The following is a 23,145-nucleotide window of genomic DNA, read 5'->3' as shown; positions in this document are numbered from 1 at the left end:
CAATGAAGAATATAAATAAAGGTATCTCAAAAATGCGGATTTTTCTGCTTGTCCTGATCAGCTCCCTGTCGAGCTCAGTGATGGCTCTGACGTTAAATGATATTCGCTTCTCATCATTGCCTGGTGATGTTACTGAAATCGAGCTGGAATTTGACGGACCTGCGCCTGAGGACGTGAAGGGTTATACCATCGAAAAGCCTGCCCGTATATCTCTGGATCTGATGGGTGTTAAGAGTGCTCTGAAAAGTAAGAAGCACGTCATTGGTTCCGGAAATGCACGTACAGCGATGGTGTTGGCAACTAAAGACCGTACTCGCCTGGTGATCAATATGACTCGCCTGGTTGACTATTCGACCAGTGCTGATAATCGCAAACTGGTTGTTCTGGTTGGTGGTTCAGAAGGCGGGAATGAGAAATTCAAACCTGCACCAGACGTCAATACTCCAGTTAACCTGGCAGCAGATTCTTCGGTGATGCAGGTTGTTAATATCGATTTTCGTCGTGGTGAGCTGGGTGATGGTCAGGTTCAGATTATGTTCAACAGTGATCAGGCCGCAGCCAATATTCGCCGTGAAGGTCGCAAGATTATTGCTGATCTGGAAGGCGTTAAATTACCTGAGTCTTTAAGTCGTCGCCTTGATGTGACTGACTTTGCAACCGAAGTGAAATTTATCGACTCGAAAGTAGAGGACGGATCTGCCCGTGTGATCATCGAGCCTCTTGGGGATGACTTTGATTACCTGGCTTACCAGACCGATAAGTTGCTATCGATTAACGTTTCTAAGCTGCCTGAAGAAGAAGTCGAAGAGCGCAGAAAGAAATTCCCGTTTACTGGCGAAAAGCTGTCTCTTAACTTCCAGAATATTGAAGTACGTGCAGTACTGCAGCTGATTGCAGATTTTACCGGCCTGAACCTGGTGGCATCTGACACAGTTCAGGGAAGCATTACGTTACGTCTGCAAAATGTACCTTGGGATCAGGCACTTGATCTGGTGTTAAAGACTAAGGCCTTAGGCAAGCGTCAAATGGGGTCTGTATTGCTGATTGCTCCGGCTGAAGAAATTGCTGCGCGTGAGAAGATTGAGCTGGAAGCTGTTAAGCAAGTTGAAGAGCTTGCACCTCTGGTAACAGAATACGTACAGCTGAAATATGCGAAGGCCGTTGATCTGGCTAAGTTGATGAACGACGAAGAAGGTCTGATGTCTGCTCGTGGCAGTGCTGTGGTCGATGAGCGTACTAATACACTGCTCATGAAGGATACAGCTGTGAATCTTGAGCGTGTTCGTGAAGCAGTTACTCTTCTTGATGTGCCGGTTCGCCAGGTATTGATTGAAGCCCGTATCGTGGTTGCGCAAACCAACGTTGGAGAGGAAATGGGCATTAAATGGGGCGGCGCTGGTTTCAAAAATAATGGCTCAAATCTGCAGACCTTTGGTGGTAGTCAACAGACAATTGCTGAGAGCTCCCAGATTCTGTTTGGTGATGAATCGCGCTCTGATGGTATTAATTTAGGCGCTGCCAATATTGTTGACCTGGGTGTTTCAAATGCGGCAGCCACTTCTTTTGCAGTTGGCTACCAGACGACGGATTATTTGTTAAATCTTGAGTTGTCAGCCATTGAGACTGACGGTAAGGCAGAGATTGTCTCTCAGCCTCGTGTTATTACCGCCGATGGCCAGACGGCAGCTATTGAATCTGGTACTGAATTACCTTATCTGAAGGCAGCTTCAAGTGGGGCAACCAGTATTGAATTCCGTAAGGCCGTTCTGAGGCTGGAAGTGACACCTCAGATTACTCCAGATGATCGCATTATTATGGATCTGGTGGTGAATCAGGACTCCGTTGGTCGTGATACTCCGGCTGGCCCGGCAATCAACACGAATGAGGTTGATACTCAGGTGCTTGTGGATAACGGTGAAACCGTTGTGTTAGGCGGCATCTTTCGTTCGGAGCAGGTTAATACCATCACCAAAACGCCATTCCTGGGTGACCTGCCGTTAATTGGAGCGCTGTTCCGTAATACCAATATCAGTGATACCAAAACAGAGTTGTTAGTCTTTATTACGCCTCGCCTGGTAAAGGATAGCCTGACAGCCCGCTAATTTATGAAACGTCATTCTGTCTTTCTTGTAGGGCCAATGGGAGCTGGTAAAAGCACCATTGGCCGTCTGCTTTCCTCTGAGCTACATACTGAATTCTTTGATTCCGATAAAGTGATTGAAGAGCGCTGCGGCGCTAATATTCCCTGGATCTTTGATATGGAAGGGGAAGCAGGATTTCGAGAGCGTGAAGAACATGCTATCGACGAACTGACTCAAATGGGTGGAATCGTGCTGGCAACCGGTGGTGGTGCTGTAATGCGCGATGTAAACCGACAGCACCTGGCAGCCAGAGGTACGGTGGTTTATCTATGTACTTCGGTTGAACAGCAGCTGGCACGCACGGCTAAAGATAAGAACCGGCCGCTATTACAACAGGAAAACCCTGAGCAGATTCTGCGAGATCTGTTTGCTGTGCGGGATCCTTTATATCGCGAAGTGGCTGATATCATCATCGAAACCGACCAACGCAACCCTAAATGGGTTGTCCATGAACTGAAGAAACGCCTGAAGTAATATGAATACATTGACTGTCGACCTGGGTGAGCGCAGCTACCCGATTTTTATTGGTACTGATCTGATTGCTGACGAGTCTTTGTATGCTCCTTATATCAAGGGTAGCCAGGTGCTCATCGTTACCAATGAAACGGTAGCGCCACTTTATCTGGATAAGGTTAAGAGTGCGTTAACTAACTTCAGGGTTGATGAGGTTATTCTGCCAGACGGTGAAGAGTACAAAAATCTTGAAATCCTGAATCGTATTTACGATGCACTGCTGGAAAAACAGCACAATCGCACTACCACGTTAATCGCTCTGGGTGGTGGAGTAATTGGTGATATGACGGGATTCGCCGCTGCGTCTTATCAGCGTGGTGTGAACTTTATTCAGGTGCCAACTACATTATTATCACAGGTTGATTCGTCGGTTGGTGGAAAAACCGCAGTAAATCATCCGTTGGGCAAAAACATGATTGGTGCATTTCACCAGCCGCAGTGTGTGATTGCCGATACCGCCACATTAAATACCTTGCCTGAGCGTGAGTTATCAGCTGGTATTGCAGAAGTAATCAAATATGGTCTGATTTGCGATTCCGAATTTTATAACTGGCTTGAACAAAATACCGCTGCTTTGATGGCGAAAGATGGTAACGCCTTGGCGTATGCGATCGAGCGGTCCTGTCAGGATAAAGCCGATGTTGTGGCTCAGGATGAAACTGAAGCCGGTATTCGGGCCATTCTCAATCTTGGACATACGTTCGGTCATGCGATTGAGGCTCACCAAGGATATGGCAATTGGTTGCACGGCGAAGCCGTTGGAACCGGCATGTTGATGGCCGCAGACCTGGGTTATCGCATGGGGGATATTTCCGCAGAACAAGTACGTGCTCTGAGGGAGTTGCTCATTGAAGCCGGCTTGCCAGTTGTTGGTCCAAAGGATATGTCAGTGGAAGATTACACCTCGCGTATGCAGGTGGATAAGAAAGTACTGGATGGTAGTATTCGTCTGGTATTGCTGAAGCGTATCGGAGAGGCTTATATTACTTCGGATATTGATAAAGGCCTGTTAACTGAAACGCTGGTTGCAGGAGAAAACTTAGGCTGCTGCTGAGTCAGCTTTGCTATTGGGGAAAGTTATGGAAACCGATCTGCATCTTGAGATGGATGAGGTAACCCTGAGTGGTTCAGCCTTAGGGCAAAACTTTTCCCAGCCTGTTGTGCAGTTATTACCAGAGCAGCAGGAAACACTGGAGTTATTATCCCATCTCGCTTCCTACAGTGAGCTATTGGTCGTTGTCTCCGGCTCTGCTGGTATTGGCAAAACCACACTTGCAACCGCATTGTCAGCGCAGCGTGAAGACCCGGAAGACACGCTTAGCCTGAATGCCGATCTGATGACAAGTCAGATGAGTATTCTCACTTCAATTGCAGCTCACTGGGACCTTCCCCAGCTGTCCGATAACCTTGCCGAGGCCAAAGATGCCATAAAGCAAGCGGCTGACCAACGTTACTCTGATGGTCGTTCCACTCTTGTCGTTATTGATCAGGCAGAGCAGCTCGATACAGAAACCCTGAATGATATTGCTCACCTGGCGCTGCTCTCTCCTCAGGCGTTATCGTTTGCCTTGTTTGGCACACGTGGTTTCGAGAATAACCTACGAGAATCACCAACTCTGGCACCGGTTCATGTCGTGAAGCCTGAGCCTCTCACCGAAGATGCCGCGAAACGTTTGTCTGCCCAGGTCTTTGGTGCGGATGCGCTTGCTGATGATCAGATCCGTTTTGCATTTCAGAATTCTGCTGGTCTGCCGCTGCTGTTTTTACGCGAGCTTGAGGATTTATTATTGGCCTCAGGTCAGGCTCAAGAGGTCGCGGCTGGCGACACTAAAACTCGCTTTCCGTTAACACATATTGTTGCCGTGTGTGGTGTTGCAGCAGCGTTACTGATGTCATTTCTTTATCAGGGTGATGTGGAGCCTGAGTTGTCACCGGAGGAAGCATTGCTGGCGACTCTTGAATCGCCAGAAGCTGAAGCGGAGCTTGTTTTCCCTGAGGAAGTCGTGGTTTCTGATGCGGCGGTTGCCGTGATTGATGGTGACGCCAGTAGGGAAAACGCACTGCCAGCAGTAGATCCCAATATCGCTGAAGTTGTCGTTGAGGATGAACCAGACTTTAATTATCAGCCGTCTCAGGATATTGCCACCGAGACAGCAGAGCCACAACCGTCTGACTCTGGTGCTGCGGAAGAGTCGCTAGCAGCGCAAGTACCTGCAAGTAAATCGGTAGAGTATTCTGCTAATGAGCAGGCACTGCTGAATGCCTCCGGTTTTGTGGCTCAGTTATCCGGTTTTTACAATATTGCCGGTGCCGAAAGCTTCATCGCTCGTTGGAGTGGGAAGACAGGATCTGATTTATTCCTGTATAAATCCCGGCACAAAGGCAAAGACTGGCATGTTGTTGTTGCCGGAATTTATCCGAATCGTGCTGCTGCTAAAAAAGCGGTTGCTGCGATGCCTGCCCAGTTACGCAGTCAAACACCCTGGATAAAAGATGTGCAGGCTGTTCAAAAACTACTGAAAGAGCGTAAGTAGTTCTACCTGATCAAACTCTGATCTATCCCCAGTCAAATTTGTGGCAAGGCGCTGAGATGTGTAGAATGAGCGTCCTTTTGTCTCGATGTTGCTCATTTTTTGAGCGCTTAGGCTTTGCAAGCCCTTGATTTAAATCGTTTTTTTACTGATGAGAGCTGTTCTATGAGAACTGGTCTGTATACTCCAGGCGACTTTAAGGACAACTGCGGATTCGGATTATTAGCCCATTTAGAAGGCCAACCGAGTCACGAGCTGCTAACCACAGCAATCGAATCCTTAACGTGCATGACACACCGTGGCGGCATCGCTGCTGACGGTAAAACCGGTGATGGTTGTGGCTTATTGCTGCAAAAACCGGATTCATTTCTGCGTGCTGTAACCCAGGAAGCGGGTATTACTCTGCCGCAACAATATGCCGTTGGTATGTTGTTTATGGACCTGGATCAGGCCATTTTTGAGAAACAGAAAGCAGCTGTAGAAGAAGCTATCAAAGGTCAGGGGCTGAATGTTCTGGGCTGGCGTACCGTGCCAACCAGCAATGATTGTCTGGGACCGATGGCGATCGACTGCCTGCCGCGTTTTGAGCAGATTTTTGTTGCTCCGGCAGAAGAGCTGAGCGAACAACAGCTGGCTGTTAAGCTGTTTTATGCGCGCCGCTTTGCTGAAAAAGCACTGGATGAATATCCTGATTTCTATATTGCCAGCCTGTCCGACAAAGTACTGTCGTACAAAGGTCTGACAATGCCGGTTGACCTGCCTAACTTCTATCTGGATTTAGGTGATAAGCGTCTGGAAACCGCAATTTGTGTATTCCACCAACGTTTCTCAACCAATACCATGCCACGCTGGCCTCTGGCTCAGCCATTCCGCATGCTGGCGCACAATGGTGAAATTAACACCATTAAAGGTAACCGCAACTGGGCTAACGCCCGTGCCAGCCAGTTCAACAGTGAGCTGCTGCCAAACCTGCAGGATCTGGCGCCGATCGTAAACACCACCGGTTCCGACTCGTCCTCAATGGATAACATGCTGGAGCTGTTGGCGACGGGTGGTATGAACCTGTTCCGTGCGGTTCGTATGATGATTCCACCTGCCTGGCAGAATGTGGAAACCATGGATGCTGATCTGCGTGCGTTCTACGAATACAACTCCATGCATATGGAGCCATGGGATGGTCCGGCCGGTCTGGTAATCACCGATGGCCGTTATGCGGTGTGTGGCCTGGACCGTAACGGTCTGCGTCCTTCGCGCTGGGTAATCACCAAGAACAACTTCATTACTGTTGCTTCTGAAATTGGTACCTACGACTACAAGCCGGAAGATGTGGTTGCTAAAGGCCGTGTTGGTCCCGGTCAGATGCTGGCCATCGACACCCAGGAAGGCAAGCTGCTGCATACCGATGATATCGATAATGCCCTGAAGCAGTCTCAGCCATACAAACAGTGGCTGAAAGAAAACGCTATTCGTATCGAAAGCCAGTTACAGCTGCAACACGCTGGCCTGGAAGATATGACCGGCGATGAGTTAAATACTCACCAGAAATTACACTTAATCACCAACGAAGAACGTGACCAGGTTCTGCGTCCAATGGCTGAAGGTGGCCAGGAAGCAACCGGTTCTATGGGTGATGACACGCCGATGGCGGTATTGTCGAGCCGTGTTCGCCACGTTGCTGATTATTTCCGTCAGCAATTTGCTCAGGTAACAAACCCGCCAATCGATCCGCTGCGTGAAGCGATCGTAATGTCGCTGGAAACCTGTATTGGTGGCGAGAAAAACGTATTCGACGAAACCGCTGAACACGCTAACCGTATCATCCTGACTTCGCCAGTGCTGTCGCCGCTGAAGTTTGTTGGTCTGATGAATACCGGCAAAGAAGCGTTCAAACACATCAAGCTGAGCATGGCGTTTGATCCGGCTGTTGGCCTGAAGCAAGCGATTGTTGACCTGGCTGATAAAGCGGAACAAGCGGTACGTGATGGCAGCGTTATTCTGATTCTGTCTGACCGCGAAGTAAGCGAAGATCAGATGCTGATCCCGGCGCCAATGGCGACTGGTGCGGTTCACCACCGCTTGGTACAAAAAGGTCTGCGTACCAACGGTAACATCGTGGTTGAAACCGGTGCTGCCCGTGATGCACATCACTTTGCTGTACTGCTGGGCTTCGGTGCAACGGCCGTATACCCATGGTTAGCTTACGACGTATTAACTGATCTGCACCGCACCAATGAGCTGCTGGGCGATCCGCTGAAGTCTCATCAGAACTTCCGTAAGGCAATCCGTAAGGGCCTGCTGAAGATCATGTCGAAGATGGGTATCTCCACCATTGCTTCTTACCGTGGCTCCCAGCTGTTTGAGGCGGTTGGTCTGAGCAAAGACGTAGTGGATCTGTGTTTCTGCGGTGTGACCAGCCGTATTGAAGGTGCTGACTTCTGTGACTTCGAAGACGATCTGGGCATCATCAAAAACGTTGCCTGGAAAAAGCGTAAGAAGCTGGAACAAGGTGGCCTGCTGAAATACGTACACGGTGGTGAATACCACGCGTACAACCCGGATGTGATCAAAAACATCCAGGAAGCGGTGCAAACTAACAGCCAAGCAGCGTATGACCGTTTTGCTGAGCTGGTTAATGAGCGTCCGACTGCAACCATTCGTGACCTGTTGTCTCTGCGTAAAGATGTGGATGCCATCGACATCTCTGAAGTTGAGCCGGCTGAGAAGATTTTCCCTCGTTTCGATACCGCCGCTATGTCGCTCGGTGCTCTGTCTCCGGAAGCACACGAAGCATTAGCCGAAGCGATGAACGAACTGGGTGGTCGCTCTAACTCCGGTGAAGGTGGTGAAGATCCGCTGCGTTACGGCACTTCCCGTAACTCTAAGATCAAGCAGATCGCCTCTGGCCGTTTTGGTGTAACTCCACATTATCTGTCCAGCGCTCAAGTGCTGCAGATTAAAGTGGCGCAGGGTGCCAAGCCAGGTGAAGGTGGTCAGCTGCCGGGTGGTAAGGTAAACGACCTGATCGCGACTCTGCGTTACTCGGTGCCGGGTGTGACTCTGATTTCACCACCACCGCACCACGATATTTATTCGATCGAAGATTTAGCCCAGCTGATCTACGATCTGAAGCAGGTAAACCCTCAGGCGCTGGTTTCTGTGAAACTGGTATCTGAGCCGGGTGTTGGCACCATCGCTGCTGGTGTTGCTAAAGCCTACGCTGACCTGATTACCATCTCTGGTTACGACGGTGGTACTGCGGCCTCTCCACTAACGTCTATTAAGTACGCTGGTTCTCCATGGGAACTGGGTCTGTCTGAAGCGCATCAGGCGCTGCGTGGTAATGATCTGCGTGGCAAGGTTCGTGTACAAACTGACGGTGGTCTGAAGTCTGGTCTGGACGTGGTTAAGGCTGCGATTCTGGGTGCTGAGTCCTTCGGTTTCGGAACCCTGCCAATGGTTGCGGTAGGTTGTAAATACCTGCGTATCTGCCACCTGAACAACTGTGCAACCGGTGTTGCAACTCAGAACGACAATCTGCGTGATAAGCACTATATCGGTACTGCCGATATGGTTAAGAACTATTTCCGTTTTGTTGCTGAAGAGATTCGTGGCTGGATGGCTTCTGTTGGTGTGCGCACTATGGAAGAGCTGGTTGGCCGTACCGACCTGCTAGAAATGCTGGAAGGTAACACGGCGAAGCAGCGTAACCTGGACCTGACGCCAATCATCAGCAACGATCTGATTCCGGCTGATAAGCCTCACACTTGTGAAGTTGAGCGCAACAAGCCATACGATGAAGGTCTGCTGGCTGAGCGTATGGTGGAAGAAACTCTGTCTGCGATTGAAAACAAAGCGGGCGGTGAATTCGAGTTCCATATCACCAACTGTGACCGTTCTGTTGGTGCTCGCCTGTCGGGTGAAATTGCTAAGCGCCACGGCAACCAGGGCATGGCTGACAAGCCTGTTCGCCTGAATCTGACCGGTATTGCTGGTCAGTCGTTTGGTGTTTGGAACGCCGGTGGTCTGGAAATGATCCTGGAAGGTGACGCCAACGACTACGTGGGTAAAGGCATGACTGGCGGTAAGCTGGTAATTCGTCCGCCACAGGGTTCTGAATTCAAGACCAACGATACTTCGATCGTAGGTAACACCTGTCTGTACGGTGCAACCGGCGGTAAGCTCCTGGCAGCTGGCCGTGCGGGTGAGCGTTTTGGTGTGCGTAACTCCGGTGCTCATGCGGTTGTTGAAGGTGCTGGTGACCACTGCTGTGAATACATGACCGGCGGTATGATCTGTGTGCTGGGTGATACCGGTTACAACTTCGGTGCGGGCATGACCGGTGGTTTTGCTTACGTGCTGGATCAGAACAACACCTTTGTTGATCAGTACAACCATGAACTGGTGGATATCCACCGTATCGCCAACGAAGAAATGGGTGGCCATCGCAACCATCTGCGCGGCGTGATTAAAGAGTTCGTGGCAGAGACCGGCAGCGCCTGGGGTCAGGAAATCCTTGATGATTTCGACGGCTTTATCGGCAAATTCTGGCTGGTTAAGCCAAAAGCCGCTGACTTACAACAATTACTGAACAGCACCCGTGCTCGTCCTGAGTAATTGGCTGGGACGAGAGAGAGAGGTTCAAGATGTCACAACGTCTGAATAATAATTTTCAGTTTGTAGAGGTGGGTCGCCAAGACCCATCTAAGAAATCCGTCACTACGCGTAAAGCAGAGTTTGTCGAGATTTACGAGCCGTTCCAGCAGGAGCAGGTAACCGATCAGGCGCACCGTTGTCTGGAATGTGGTAACCCATACTGCGAATGGAAATGCCCGGTTCACAACTTTATTCCTAACTGGCTGAAACTGGCCAGCGAAGGCAACATCATGGAAGCGGTTGAGCTGAGTCATCAGACCAACACGTTGCCAGAAGTCTGTGGTCGTGTTTGTCCACAGGATCGTCTGTGTGAAGGTTCATGTACCCTGAACGACGGTTTTGGCGCAGTAACCATTGGTAATGTTGAGAAATACATTACCGATACCGCTTTTGCTATGGGCTGGCGCCCGGATATGAGCAAGGTTGTGCCAACCGGTAAGCGTGTTGCCATTATTGGTGCAGGCCCAGCGGGTTTAGGTGCGGCGGATATTCTGGTGCGTAACGGCGTTACTCCAGTGGTATTTGATAAGTACCCGGAAATTGGTGGTCTGCTGACCTTCGGTATTCCTGAATTCAAGCTGGAGAAAAGCGTGATGGCTAACCGTCGCGAAGTTTTCGAAGGTATGGGTGTGGAATTCCGTCTGAACACCGAAGTGGGTAAAGACGTCGATTTCCAGAGCATTATCGATGAGTTCGATTCCGTGTTCCTGGGTATGGGTACCTACAACTATATGAAAGGTGGTTTCCCAGGCGAAGATTTGCCGGGTGTACACGATGCATTGGATTTCCTGATTGCTAATGTAAACCGGAATCTGGGCTTTGAAAAAGACGCTGCTGACTTTATCGATATGAAAGGTAAAAAAGTTGTGGTTCTGGGTGGTGGTGACACTGCGATGGACTGTAACCGTACCTCGATCCGTCAGGATGCCGATACTGTTACCTGTGCTTATCGTCGTGACGAAGCCAATATGCCGGGTTCTGTGCGTGAAGTTCAGAATGCCCGCGAAGAAGGTGTGCAGTTCCTGTTTAACCGCCAGCCGGTTGCTATTGTTGGCGAAAACAAGGTTGAAGGCGTTAAGGTTGTGACTACTGAAATGGGTGAACCGGACGAAAACGGCCGTCGTCGCCCACAAGTCGTAGAAGGTTCAGAAGAGATTCTGCCTGCGGATGCGGTACTGGTAGCCTTTGGTTTCCGCCCTAGCCCAGCGCCTTGGTTCAAGGATTTCGGCATTGAGCTGAATAGCTGGAATGGCGTGGTTGCACCAGAAGAGCAGGAATTTAAGTTCCAGACCACTAATCCGAAAGTTTTCGCCGGTGGTGACATGGTACGTGGTTCTGACCTGGTTGTTACGGCAATCTGGGAAGGCCGCCAAGCTGCAGAAGGCATTCTGGACTATTTAAATGTCTAATTAGCTGAGCTTTTAAGTACTAATACTTAAATAATCAGTAAATATGAAAAGCGCGTTGGTGTTTAGGCACTTACGCGCTTTTTTTGTTATGGCCTGTGAACTAGGTCCGATGCTATGCTTGCGGGTTATTAGATACTAGATGGGATAAACCTCAGATGGAGCGTACGTGTATGTTTAAGCCCACTGCTGTAGCGGTTCCGCTACTCACCTTATTTCTGGCCGCCTGTGGTGGTAGTGATGGCGGATCTTCTGTCACCGGTAATAGCAATACTGACAATAATACCGGAGGAACAGGTGGTAATACCGGTGGTAATACTGGTGGCACAGCAACACCTTCCCTGGCATTTGGTTCCGGTACCGGAGACAATTTCAAAAAAGGTGCGCTAGCTATTACTGAAGGCGGTAATGATGTCTCCAGTATTCTGGTAGGGAGCCCATTGGCTGTAAGTGTTAGTGTTGTCGATGAAAACAACTCTAATCAAGCATTGGCCAATCAGTATCAATATGCTTATACATCGACATGTACTGCTGCTGACCCCTCAACCGCTTCTTATTCTGCAAGCACTGTAAATAATGCCTCAGGTACAGCGCAGTCTACATATGTTGCGCAGTCTGGCTGTAATGGTAGTGATACTCTAAAAGTTAGTTTATTTGCCTTCGGTGCGGACACTGAAACTGCGACGCCTTTGGGCGAAGCTTCTACGACTCTTTCAGTATCTGTTCCTCAGATTGGTTTTGGGGATGGCGTAGATTATGTTGATGGCCTGATTGATGGCGACAAAACTCTGGTTGGTAAAACATCTACAGTTCTTACTGCAAATGTCGTTAACAGAGGTAGTCTGAACTCTAAAGTGACTTCATCAGAATATGTCGCTACCTGGGCAAGTAGTTGTGCAGATGGCCGTTTCAGTATTCAGAATCAGGGCTTGAACCTTGCCAGTGGCGATATTAAAACCCGGTATGACGGTAACTTTACCACTTGTTTAAATGATCAGACGATCACCCTGAATGTTGCTCTAAAGTCTAAACCTGCTGAAATCCTTGATAGTGTTACTACAATTGTAAATATTAAGCCGGGTAGCGGTGGTCAGGTTGTAATCACTCCTGCTCTTGGCGCCGGCACTGGTGCAGAGTTTGCTGAAAGCGATGTTCGCTTTTCCAAGCCTGCGACTGTTGTGGGTCTGCCGGTTGAATTGACGGTTAATGCGGTTGATAAAAATGATGGCAATGTAGCTTTAACAGAAGACTATCAATATAAATTCAGTTCACTATGTGCTGATGCTACGCCTGCAACCGCTGAGTTTTCTATTGGGTCAACAACCAGTGGAACAGGTCAGGTAACAGCTTCTTATACCAGTAATGGCTGCAGCGGTACCGATAGAATTACTGTTGGCTTGTACGATAAAGATGTTGATGTAAATGCTTCTGGGGTTACTCCTATAGCAACAGCAACTGCAACTCTGGAGATTGGAAACCCAAAGCTTGGTTTCGGTAGTGGGGCTGAGTATCGCGACAACTTTGTTGATGGTGATAAATCGCTGGTTGGAAAAGTCGAGACATTGTTAACAGCTAATGCTGTTAATCCGCTGGTATTGAATGAAAAAATTTCGTCAGCTAATTACCGAGTTACCTGGAGTTCTTCATGCGCAACTGGCTCGTTTAGCATTGAAAGTCAGGATTTATCAACGGGTGACATCAAAACACGTTACACCAGCGATGCTGCGAACTGCTCAGGAAATGGCAATAATGATATTACCCTCAGCCTTTACCGTCAGGGCGATTCTACCCCACTGGATACGTTGACGGTTGCTATCGATGTAAGTGCAGACGGCTCTAGCAGTGGCAATGAAGCGCCTCGTTTAGGTACCGGAACCGGACAGAACTTTGTTCAGAACGAGCTGAGTTTGAGTATTCCTGCAACAGTGGTTGGTCTTCCAGTCACCGTTTCTGTTAACGGGGTTGATGCACAGCGTGGCAACGCTCTTCTTGAAAATGAGTACCAATATGTCTTCAGCTCAGACTGTTCCGATTCGCCTTCTCCAACTGCTGCTTTCTCTACCAAAATTGTTTCAACTAGCAGTGGTGAAGCGGCTTCGACATATACGAGTACCGGCTGTTCAGGCACTGAAGAAATTACGGTTAAGTTATTCGACAAAGGGGCAAACACGACGGGCACACCTATTACTCAGGCCACTAAAAGTATCGAGATCGGCACACCAAAATTAGGTTTTGGTAGTGGGGCTGAGTATAGAGATAACGTGGTTGATGGTAGTAAGTCTCTTGTAGGTACTGCAGAAACCATTTTGACTACAAATGTAGTCAACCCTTTAGTTCTTAACCAAAAAATATCTTCTGATAACTATCGTGCGGAATGGAGCAGTTCCTGTGCTACCGGTGCTTTTAGTATTTCAGCACAGGATTTGTCATCAGGGGAAATTAAAACTCGTTATACGGCTGATTCGGATAACTGTGCTGGGCCTAATAATTTAACATTACGTCTGTTTCGACAAGGCAGTTCGACGGTGCTTGATACGTTAACCTTTGTGGTGACTGTTTCAGCTGGTGGAGTTGGTGCTGAGGGAGAGTCTCCAGTTCTGGGTAGCGGTATTGGAGCTAACTTCGTCTCTGGAGTAGTGTCGTTTGGAACAACTGCTGCTACAGTCGGTTTGCCTATTACGATTAATGTAAACGGTGTTGACAGTAAGGCTGGAAACGAGTTGCTGAAGAATAGCTATAAGTATGAATTCAGCTCTAGCTGTGCAACAGCTACTTTCTCTTCTAGCGTTATCACAACCAATAGTGGTACTGCTGGCACGAGTTACACCAGCATAGGTTGTTCAGGTAATGACACAATTACTGCCAAGTTGTTTGATAAGGATGCTAATGTAGCTTCTGATTCTGCAATAACTCAGATTACTGGTGTCATTCCTGTATCTATGCCAGCTCTTGGTTTTGGTGAGGGAGCGGAATACCGTGACGACTTCGTTGATGGCAATAAAAAACTTGTTGGAGAAGTGGAAACGATCCTGACTGCGAATATTGTCAACCCTCTACTGCTGAATGAAAAAATCAGCTCCTCATCATTCACAACTGTTTGGTCATCGTCTTGTAGCAACCATAGTTTCAGCGTAGCTAGCCAGAATGTGTCGGGTGGCGAGATTAAGACTCGTTACACAACTAACTTAAATGACTGTCCTGGAACTGCTAATAATAATTTGACATTGCGTTTGTATCGCTCGGCTGATTTAGGCACTGTTCTGGATACTATATCGTTCACCGTAGATGTTCTTCCTGGTAGCGGCGGGCAAACAGATAACACATCACCTGCTTTAGGCTCAGGTGTTGGTGCTGATTTTAATGATGGTGTTCTCGCTGTTAGCGTTGACCAGGTGCTTGTTGGTGGTGAAGTATTAATCACAGCTTCTGCTGTTGATGTGAATGCTTCTAATAGTGCACTCACTAAGACGTATCAATATACTTTTGAATCGACCTGCTCGGCTTCTTCTGATGCGAGTTTTTCTATAAGTAAGACTTTCGCTGCTGGTGAGGTTCAGAACACATATCGAAATATTGATTGTCGTTCTGGAGATACTATCACCGCTAAACTATTTGATGAAAATGCTGATACTACAACTGCGACTGCTATCGATACAGCTACCGTTTCTATCAGCACAGCTCTTCCTACTTTGGGTAACGGAAGCGGTGTTAATTACTCGGATGATAAAGTTGCAGGAACGCTTAATCTTCAGGGTGAAGTAGATACTGATTTGTCGGCTACTGCAGTCAATCCTCTGAAGGCTAATGAAAAAATTGTTGCTGATAATTATCGGGTGCGCTGGTCAAGCAGCTGCGCAGACGCATCATTTTCTGTGACAGAGCAAAGCCTTGCGGCTGATATTGCGACAAAATATCGAGCTAACGATACGACTTGCTTAGGTACGAATAATCTTATGTTGCAGTTGTTCGAGAAGAATAATCCGTCTGTGATACTCGACTCTATTAGTTTTGATATTGAAATAGCGCAGGGTATCGATGCAAAAATCGGGACTGGTAGCGAGGGAAGCTTTGTTAAAGGTGCTCTGAATATTTCAGACGCAACGATTTCTGCATTAGGCACAGCCTTGATTTCTATTAATATTGTTGACGGAAATTCTACTCCAACTGCAGATGCCATTGTTACCAACAGAAGTTACGGCCTGACTATTGAATCCAGTTGTGCAGCGCAAACCCCTCCTCAAGCTACTTTTAATAAGACTGAAATTATAACTGCCCAGGGCAATAACGTAGGTTTTACATACACCGCAGATGGTTGTGTGGGGGCAGATGCTCTGACTGTGGTCTTATACGAGGTTGATAATGGGAATATTAATCGTAACTCAGAGCTCGGCCGTGCTACAGGGTCAATCACAGTGGCATCGCCAGAAGTTGGTGCTATTTCCTATGAAGGTGCCGATCGCAATCTGATCGCGATAGACGGCGTTGGCTCAAGCAGTTTACCTACACAAGCTGCGGTCACGTTTAAGGTTGTTGATAAATCTCAAAATCCTATTGAAAGCCGTGTGGTTAATTTTGAATTGAGTAACACTACTGGCGGCGTTGAGCTTGCCTCAAGTTCGGATGTAACGGATGCAGATGGTCTCGTTAAAGCAATTATCAACTCGGGTTCAGCCCACACTCAGGTTGCCGTTAAAGCAACAGTTGTAAGGGTTGGTAGTGAGGCCGAAATATCGCCAACTAACTCGCAGCCAATTGCAGTCACAACGGGAATTGCAGATCAGGACAGTTTCCAAATCGTTGCTGATGTTCTGAATCCAAACTCGGCTAGCTTCTCTGGCACGAATGTTACGATTACTGCATTCGCTTCTGATCATTTCAATAACCGTGTACCTGATGGCACTGTTGTTAACTTTACTGCTGAATCAGGTCAAATCGAATCAAGTTGCCAGATTTCGGGGGGGCAGTGTTCTGTGAAGTGGACTGCATCAGGCGAGCGACCGGGATCAATTGGAGTTGGTGCTCTAGATCGGGTGAATGAAATTCGATCTGGTGAGGCTTCCTTCAATGGTTCTCATTATGGTATGACGACGATCATGGCATACATGGAAGGGGAAGCGGGTTTCACTGATGGGAATGCTAACGGATTGTTTGACGTAGGAGAGCCGAAGAGGGCATTACCTGAGCCTATTCGTAACGATGACTGGTGCAACAACTGTACTCAAATAACGGCTGCCCACGAAGCTCCAGATCAGGTGAGCAGCAATAATGTCGAGTTTTTCGCCGATTACAATAACAACAACAGTCATGACACTGCTCCTGCTTTATATCAGGGAGCGCTGTGCTCTACTGCTGCGAAAGGTGCTGGCAATTGTGGTGAGCTGGCATTTATCTCAAGTAGTCTGCGTTTGGTCCAAAGTGAAGGAACTGTACCGATGATCATCCGGGTTTATGCTATCGATGAAGTCGCGACAGCCAATAATATTGCAGCAACTGCAGTAATTAAAAAACTTTACGATACAACGGCCGCTGTCCAGAGAGTCAATGCTTTAGTTGATCCTGATAATGCTCATGCGAAATATAACGGCACTGGTAACTTGTATGTACTGGTTCAAGATGTAAACGGTAATATCCCTCCTGCGGGGACAACGCTGTCTATTTCTGGTGAAGGCTTTGAGATTGGTTCGGGCAGTACAACGGTGACTAACTCCATTAATGAGATTGATTCAACTAATAGTCCTCTAGTCATGGATGAGTATGATTTTGGCATGTTCCATCAAGCGACTTATACGTCTGATGGCCCAGAAGAATATATAACTATTTCGGTGACCTCTAATGGTATTACCAGGGAAATACGATTAACTAAATAAAGGTGTTAGCGTTTCCTTTACCAACCCCTGACTACAATTTAGTCAGGGGTTGAGTACAATAATGGAACAGTTAGTTATTGGAACTCAGTCTTGCTGCGTTTATTGGTTTGTTTAATTTTAGTTTGTGCATTTCCTGCTCTGGCTGAGCCGGGCGGTTCCCGTGCTGCCGAAATCATGCAGCAAATGCACAGGCAACAACCTCAAAACCATCCCGGCTGGCAACTTGAATGGAACAATCAGGCCCCGCAACAACGCCAGGCGCTTGATAATTTCTACCGCTCGTTACAAAACCTGCAAATGCAACAATCTATGGAGCGTTTGCAACGCGAGCAGAATATCGAGCAATTGCGGGATATGTCACCCCAGCAGCGATTACAGCGCTTTCAGGATTTTGTTCAACACCGTGGCATCGAGCCTTCCTACCGCTAATTTTCTCAGACAGTCCTTGTCAGTTCGGCCATAGACAACTTACTTACGCACGGTACAGTGCTCGTTTTGCTTGTTTAGATAGGCCATGCGATGAAAACCCGTATTACTGAATTATTAGGTATCAAGCACCCTCTGGTATTACCAGGTATGAGTTGGATATCTACGCCGGAGTTAGTTGCAGCAGTTTCTAATGCCGGAGGTTTGGGGATTCTCGCCAGTGGTCCTCTGACGCCAGATGAAACCCGCTCCTCGATTCGTAAAATTCGTGAGCTGACGGACAAGCCTTTTGGTATTGGTGTGACTCTGCTGATGCCTGGAGCTAAGGAAAACGCCGAAATCGCCTTGGAAGAGCAAGTGCCGGTGATTAATTTTTCCCTGGGCAAAGGGGACTGGTTAGTAAAGCGTGCTCATGAATATGGCGGTAAAGTTATTGCGACGGTTGTCAGTGAAAAACACGCACTGTCTGCCCAGTCTATTGGAGCTGATGCCCTGCTGGTTACCGGCCATGAAGCGGCAGCGCATGGTGGTGATGTCACCTCATTAGTCCTTGTTCCAGCGATTGCCTCAAAAGTTGATATCCCGGTGATTGCTACCGGCGGTTTTGCCGATGCTCGTGGATTGTTAGCGGCTCTTTCTCTGGGGGCTGATGCCATTGCGATGGGATCACGTTTTGCCACAACTCAGGACAGTCCGCTTAACCAGAAAACCAAAGATGCGGTTATTGCCAAATCAGAGCAGGAGACCATTTATAGTAAAAACTTCGATGGTATTCCTGCGCGAGTAATGCGTACACCTCGCTCGATAAAAGAAACCCGCCGTCCAATGAACTTTATTCTGGCTTCGATCGAAGCAATGAAAGCAGCAAAAATCGTCAAGCAGCCTATCTGGAAAATCATGATCGGTATGTTAGCAATGATGGATAAAGTAAAGTTGCTGGCTTACTTTGGCGCGAGCGTTCCTCGTCTGAAGGCTGCAACTATTGACGGCGACCTGGATAAAGGCGTTCAGTTTGTTGGTCAGACTCAGGGGTTGATTGAAGATATCCCTACAGTTCAGCAGGTTTTTGATCGTATTCTGCAGGAGGCTCAGGACATCCACCGCCAACAAGAAAATTTGTGGAATTAATTCGCAGATAATTTTCTGAACTCAGCTAGGCTTGGTACATGAGTATCAAAGCCTGCTGAGTTATGATCAAAAAACGTCTCAAGCGCTCACGCCTTAAAATCCTCTACGGACTACTCACCGCCATTACCTTATTAGGCCTGATGGCTGCTTTTGTTATGTCCTGGTTTTGGAACATCCAAAAGCTGGAAAGCCAATTTGTCGCGCAAAGTCATGTCATCAGCCAATATGTGCGCGAGAAGATGGCGCAAAATGAAACCTTATTAGTTGGTCTCTCTACCTACTTCAAAGGTAAAAAGCAGGTTGATCCTCAAGCGGTGCGAAATTACGCCACCATAATGAGTCAGCGATTTCCCCATATTTATATGTTTCAGGCCGCTAAATTTGTGCGCTCAGGTAACTGGGACAGATTTGCTGAATTGATGCAGAAGCAGAATAGTGAGGCATCTCTATTACGTTTTATTGGTGGCGAAGGTGTCATACAGCAGGGTATCAATGATGGTGATCATGCTTTGCCAGTCATTATGATTGAGCCTACCGTCGAAGCATCGAGGTTGGGGCTGGATTTACGTACCATCGACTTTATTAATAATCACATACCGCAGGAAATCAGTGAACGAATTGTATTAACCGAACCTTTTCAGATGCTGGATGAAGACAAGGTGATGGTTATGATGCAAACCGTGGTGAGTGACCAGTCACCGCAGTTTCTCAGTTTATTGGTAGTGAAGGTGAATGATTTACTACCGCCCACCATGGCGGGGCTGAACGCTATGGATGTTAGCCTCAATGTACAGAGTGTTGACGAAAAGTTTCAATTGGTTCGCACCGAATTCCGTGCAGAAGAAAAATCGAAGTGGAGTATTTTTCCAATATTCGAAGTCGTGAAGCCTGTTGATTTTATTGACTATCGGTTAGAGCTGACATTCAAACGACGTACTGGTTGGCAAGAAATTGAGTGGGGTTGGCTGGTTTTACTGACCATTGCTTTTGTCCTGTTGCCGACGCTCTACCGTCTGATGTTTGTGCTGCATAGCAGGCATGAAGCAGATGAGGAGTTGCAGCGGGAAGTACTGTATCGCCAGGCAAATTATGATTCTTTAAGTGGCTTACCAAATCGTTTTCACTTCGAAGAATATGCCCAACGGTTGCTGTCGACTGCGCAGCGCTCACACACTGATATGGCATTGTTTTATATCGATTTAAATGGCTTCAAAGCGGTTAACGATAATCTGGGCCACGAAGCCGGAGACGCGATATTGAGCCGTGTTGGTAACTCCCTCAGCAGTATGTTGCGACGTGGCGATATGGCTGCACGAATTGGTGGTGACGAGTTTGTTGTGATTGTTGATCCGGTGGCTGATATGGATCGTTTACTGCTGATTCTGGAAAAGCTACGTAATCTGATTCTGGCTGCCAATAGTGAAGACTTTTCACCTTATCATGTATCCGCCAGCCTGGGCTTTGCTTATACCCGTGTACACGGCTATGAGTTACAAGATCTTATGCGCATCGCTGATAGTGCTATGTATGAAGAGAAAAAAGCCCATCATCGCCAGAAAAATCACGCCAGCAATGACGGAAAACCGGCTCTGTTTGGCGTTAAATAGCCAGCAGGACTGACTCTGTCTGCGACCTTTCCAGAATATTACTCTCCTGGCGCTACACAACCTTTGACCTCTTACCTTATTGTCTAGACTGTCGACAAACCTGCAAAGACGGGTTGAACTGCCTTAAAAAAATAACAAACGAAGGATTCTGTATGTTGACGCGAGTATGCACTGCTTTTGCAGTATTAGTTTCATTAGTTGTATCTGGCCAGGTCATGGCCATGTCGAAGCCACCCAGCACGGGTTACACCGAAACCAAATACCCCATCGTACTGACGCATGGCCTGTACGGTTTTGATAGTTTATTAGGTGTTGATTACTGGCATAAGGTGCCTGAAACCTTACGCCAGGATGGTGCCGAAGTATTTCTGACAACGGTGTCTAATTCTAATTCGCCCGAAATTCGCGGTGAGCAGTTAATTCCGCAGGTTGAAAAAATCCTGGCGATGACCGGCGCAGAAAAAGTGAACCTGATAGGCCACAGTCATGGTGGTCCAACCACCCGCTACGTTGCCTCGGTTCGCCCTGATCTTATTGCTTCTGTAACAACGATTGCTGGTGTAAACCGCGGTACACCGGTTGCAGATACGTTGACGGAATGGAGTAATAATTCTTCTGCTTTTGAAGGTCTGCTTGCCACTTTCGGTAATCTGCTGGCAAAAGTTATTGATGGAATTTCCGGAGGCGGCCACCCGCAGGATATCATTGCATCGATGCGTTCTATGACCACGGCAGACACCATTGAGTTTAATAAAAAACACGGTGCTGGTATTCCAACAACTGAATGTGGCGAGGGTGCGTATGTGGAAAATGGCATTCGTTACTATTCCTGGAGTGGTGTGCAACCTGTTACGAATATTCTCGATCCACTGGATCTGTTAACAGGAACGACTCAGAACTTCTTCCCTGATGGTGTAGCCAACGACGGCTTAGTGGGTCGTTGTTCTTCCCACCTCGGTATGGTGATTCGTGATGATTTCAAAATGAATCATCTGGATGAAGTGAATATGCTGTTAGGCATTCATCATTTGACTGAGACGGATCCGCTGACGGTATTCCGTACTCATGCAAATCGTCTGAAACAGGCTGGCTTGTAATATGAAACCGCTGCATGGAGGTGTGTTATTCACCTTTCTAGGGCTTGGGATTTGGGGATATGGTTTCCTCAGTGACAATACGTCCTACGTCCAGGTCGAGACATTACCTCCCACTGCAGCGGGAATTGCTCCACCTCCCATTGTCGGGAATGCTGTTTCCGGCACAGACTTGCAAGGATTACGTACCTTCCGCGGAGCCAGCGTCGATGGCGCCTTGCGCGTTAATGCCGATGGTACATTGTTGGTCACTCTTGAATTGCGTCGCTGGATCGATTTTCACCTGGCTGCGCAGGGAGAATTGCCGCTGGCTGAGATCATTGAGTCGATGCAGCTGCAGATTGTTAAATTACCTGAACCTGCACGAAGCCAGGCAAATGAACTTTTGCAACACTATCTGGGTTATCTGGAAGCATTGCAGAGCTATGACCATGAACAGCAAAAGCGAGTCGCAGATGGTAGCTTTGATGAAGTGGTTGCTCGTACCCGCTGGCAGCAGCGATTAAGACAACAATGGTTTGCCCCGGCTGTTGTTGAAGCCTTCTTCCGTGGCGATGAACTGCTGGATAATCATACGATTGAGCGTATGACCGCCCAAAAGCGTGGTGCCAGCCAGCAGGAACTCGATCAGTTAGAGGCTGAATTACCTCCTGCGTTACAGGTGATGCGTCGTGAGACACGTAAGCTGATTGATCTCGAACAAAATGAACAGCAGCTGCGCCAGCAAGGGAGCAGTGATGCGGAAATTCAGCAATGGCGTGAGCAGCAATATGGGGTTGAAGCCGCACAACGGTTACAGCAGCTGGATGAACGTCAGTCTGCTTGGCGCCAGAAAGTTCAGGGCTACATCAATTATCAGAAGTCACCTAACCTGCAACGGCTTGATCGTGAAGATCAGGAAAAGCTGCTGTCGACCTATCGACAAAAACACTTTAGTGCAGCCGAACGTAAGCGCCTGAAAGCAGCTGTCCAGATTTATGCTGACAATTCCTGATCAGCATTCCTCAGTAACTGTTGTAATTCCGGGTATAAACCGCTGTTAGCGACCAGAATATTATTACCGTCAAGTTGTGGATTATCCGCTGGCGGATAGATATGTCCAAAGCTTGCGCCTGCTTCTGTGGCAATTAATTGTGCCGCTGCAAAATCCCAGGGCTTTACAGTTTCGTAATAGCCATCAAGACGTCCACATGCAACCCAGCAAATATCCAATGCCGCTGATCCGAGTCTGCGGATATCCGCACAGTGAGAGAGAATATGATGCAAGCGGTTGGTTAACTTGCTCAAATCATCCTTTTGGTAGGGAAAGCCAGTTGCGATGATTGCCCGGCGCAATTCATTTTTGCCGGCACACCGGATTGGCTTCGCATTCAGTTGTGCACCCTGGCCGCGAGTCGCGGAGAACATCTCATTATCAAAAGGGTTATAAACCGCAGCAGACTCAACTTGGCCCTGATAAAAATAGGCGATGGAAACCGCGACCTGACGGTGATCATGGGCATAATTTACCGTTCCGTCGATTGGATCGACTACCCATAAATGTTCAGCGTCAAATGACAGTTCCGGCGACAATTCTTCCGACAGAATCTGGTGATTCGGATAGTGCTGTAATATTTGCTCTGTGATGAACTGGTCTGCAGCGACATCGGCCTGAGTAACCAGTTCAGTAGCACCTTCTCCTTTAAACTGAATATCCAGTTGTTGGCGCTGAGACTGGATCAGGTCGCCGGCCTGCTGTGCGAGTTGAATCAAAAATGATGTAGCTGGTTTATCCATATC

13 protein-coding genes are annotated in these 23,145 nt (G+C 48.0%); 12 read left to right on the top strand and 1 reads right to left on the bottom strand.

What is annotated here, in order from left to right:
- The first annotated feature begins 2 nt into the window (after positions 1–2).
- The 12 genes from pilQ to ACOQOZ_RS11270 all read left to right on the top strand — a co-directional run bounded on the left by pilQ (position 3) and on the right by ACOQOZ_RS11270 (position 22,360).
- Positions 3–2,102: a type IV pilus secretin PilQ gene (pilQ, locus tag ACOQOZ_RS11325; protein ID WP_420592384.1), complete on the top strand. Its 2,100-nt coding sequence runs from the start codon at positions 3–5 to the stop codon at positions 2,100–2,102.
- Positions 2,103–2,105: 3 nt separating this feature from the next.
- Positions 2,106–2,615, top strand: coding sequence for a shikimate kinase AroK (gene aroK / locus ACOQOZ_RS11320; protein WP_420592383.1), 510 nt, complete (start codon positions 2,106–2,108; stop codon positions 2,613–2,615).
- Position 2,616: 1 nt separating this feature from the next.
- A complete protein-coding gene (aroB, locus tag ACOQOZ_RS11315; protein WP_420592382.1) occupies positions 2,617–3,708 on the top strand; it encodes a 3-dehydroquinate synthase in 1,092 nt (363 codons plus the stop codon).
- Positions 3,709–3,733: 25 nt separating this feature from the next.
- Positions 3,734–5,188 (top strand): SPOR domain-containing protein, encoded by a 1,455-nt coding sequence (locus ACOQOZ_RS11310; protein WP_420592381.1) that lies wholly within the window; start codon positions 3,734–3,736, stop codon positions 5,186–5,188.
- Positions 5,189–5,350: 162 nt separating this feature from the next.
- Positions 5,351–9,799 (top strand): glutamate synthase large subunit, encoded by a 4,449-nt coding sequence (gene gltB / locus ACOQOZ_RS11305; RefSeq protein WP_420592380.1) that lies wholly within the window; start codon positions 5,351–5,353, stop codon positions 9,797–9,799.
- A 29-nt stretch (positions 9,800–9,828) separates the two neighbouring features.
- Positions 9,829–11,247 carry an FAD-dependent oxidoreductase gene (locus tag ACOQOZ_RS11300; protein ID WP_420592379.1) on the top strand — a complete coding sequence of 473 codons (1,419 nt, stop codon included), beginning with the start codon at positions 9,829–9,831 and terminating at the stop codon, positions 11,245–11,247.
- A gap of 170 nt (positions 11,248–11,417) precedes the next feature.
- On the top strand, positions 11,418–17,111 hold the full coding sequence (locus ACOQOZ_RS11295) for a hypothetical protein (protein WP_420592378.1): 5,694 nt from the start codon (positions 11,418–11,420) through the stop codon (positions 17,109–17,111).
- A 90-nt stretch (positions 17,112–17,201) separates the two neighbouring features.
- The gene (locus ACOQOZ_RS11290) at positions 17,202–17,540 is read left to right on the top strand and encodes a hypothetical protein (protein ID WP_420592377.1); all 339 of its coding nucleotides are present in this window, start codon (positions 17,202–17,204) and stop codon (positions 17,538–17,540) included.
- 90 nt (positions 17,541–17,630) lie between these two features.
- Positions 17,631–18,665 carry an NAD(P)H-dependent flavin oxidoreductase gene (locus ACOQOZ_RS11285; RefSeq protein ID WP_420592376.1) on the top strand — a complete coding sequence of 345 codons (1,035 nt, stop codon included), beginning with the start codon at positions 17,631–17,633 and terminating at the stop codon, positions 18,663–18,665.
- A gap of 62 nt (positions 18,666–18,727) precedes the next feature.
- On the top strand, positions 18,728–20,272 hold the full coding sequence (locus ACOQOZ_RS11280; RefSeq protein WP_420592375.1) for a GGDEF domain-containing protein: 1,545 nt from the start codon (positions 18,728–18,730) through the stop codon (positions 20,270–20,272).
- 221 nt (positions 20,273–20,493) lie between these two features.
- On the top strand, positions 20,494–21,369 hold the full coding sequence (locus tag ACOQOZ_RS11275; RefSeq protein ID WP_420592374.1) for a lipase family alpha/beta hydrolase: 876 nt from the start codon (positions 20,494–20,496) through the stop codon (positions 21,367–21,369).
- Position 21,370: 1 nt separating this feature from the next.
- Positions 21,371–22,360 carry a lipase secretion chaperone gene (locus tag ACOQOZ_RS11270; protein WP_420592373.1) on the top strand — a complete coding sequence of 330 codons (990 nt, stop codon included), beginning with the start codon at positions 21,371–21,373 and terminating at the stop codon, positions 22,358–22,360.
- Here the strand turns inward: ACOQOZ_RS11270 and ACOQOZ_RS11265 are convergent.
- Positions 22,342–23,142, bottom strand: coding sequence for an inositol monophosphatase family protein (locus ACOQOZ_RS11265; RefSeq protein WP_420592372.1), 801 nt, complete (start codon positions 23,140–23,142; stop codon positions 22,342–22,344). The genes ACOQOZ_RS11270 and ACOQOZ_RS11265 overlap by 19 nt on opposite strands.
- Between the last annotated feature and the right edge of the window lie 3 nt (positions 23,143–23,145).

Source organism: Bacterioplanoides sp. (assembly GCF_965219715.1).
Classification (GTDB): Bacteria; Pseudomonadota; Gammaproteobacteria; order Pseudomonadales; family Oceanobacteraceae; genus Bacterioplanoides.
Note: the sequence above shows the minus strand (reverse complement) of the source record. Positions and strands in the feature narration are given on the sequence as shown.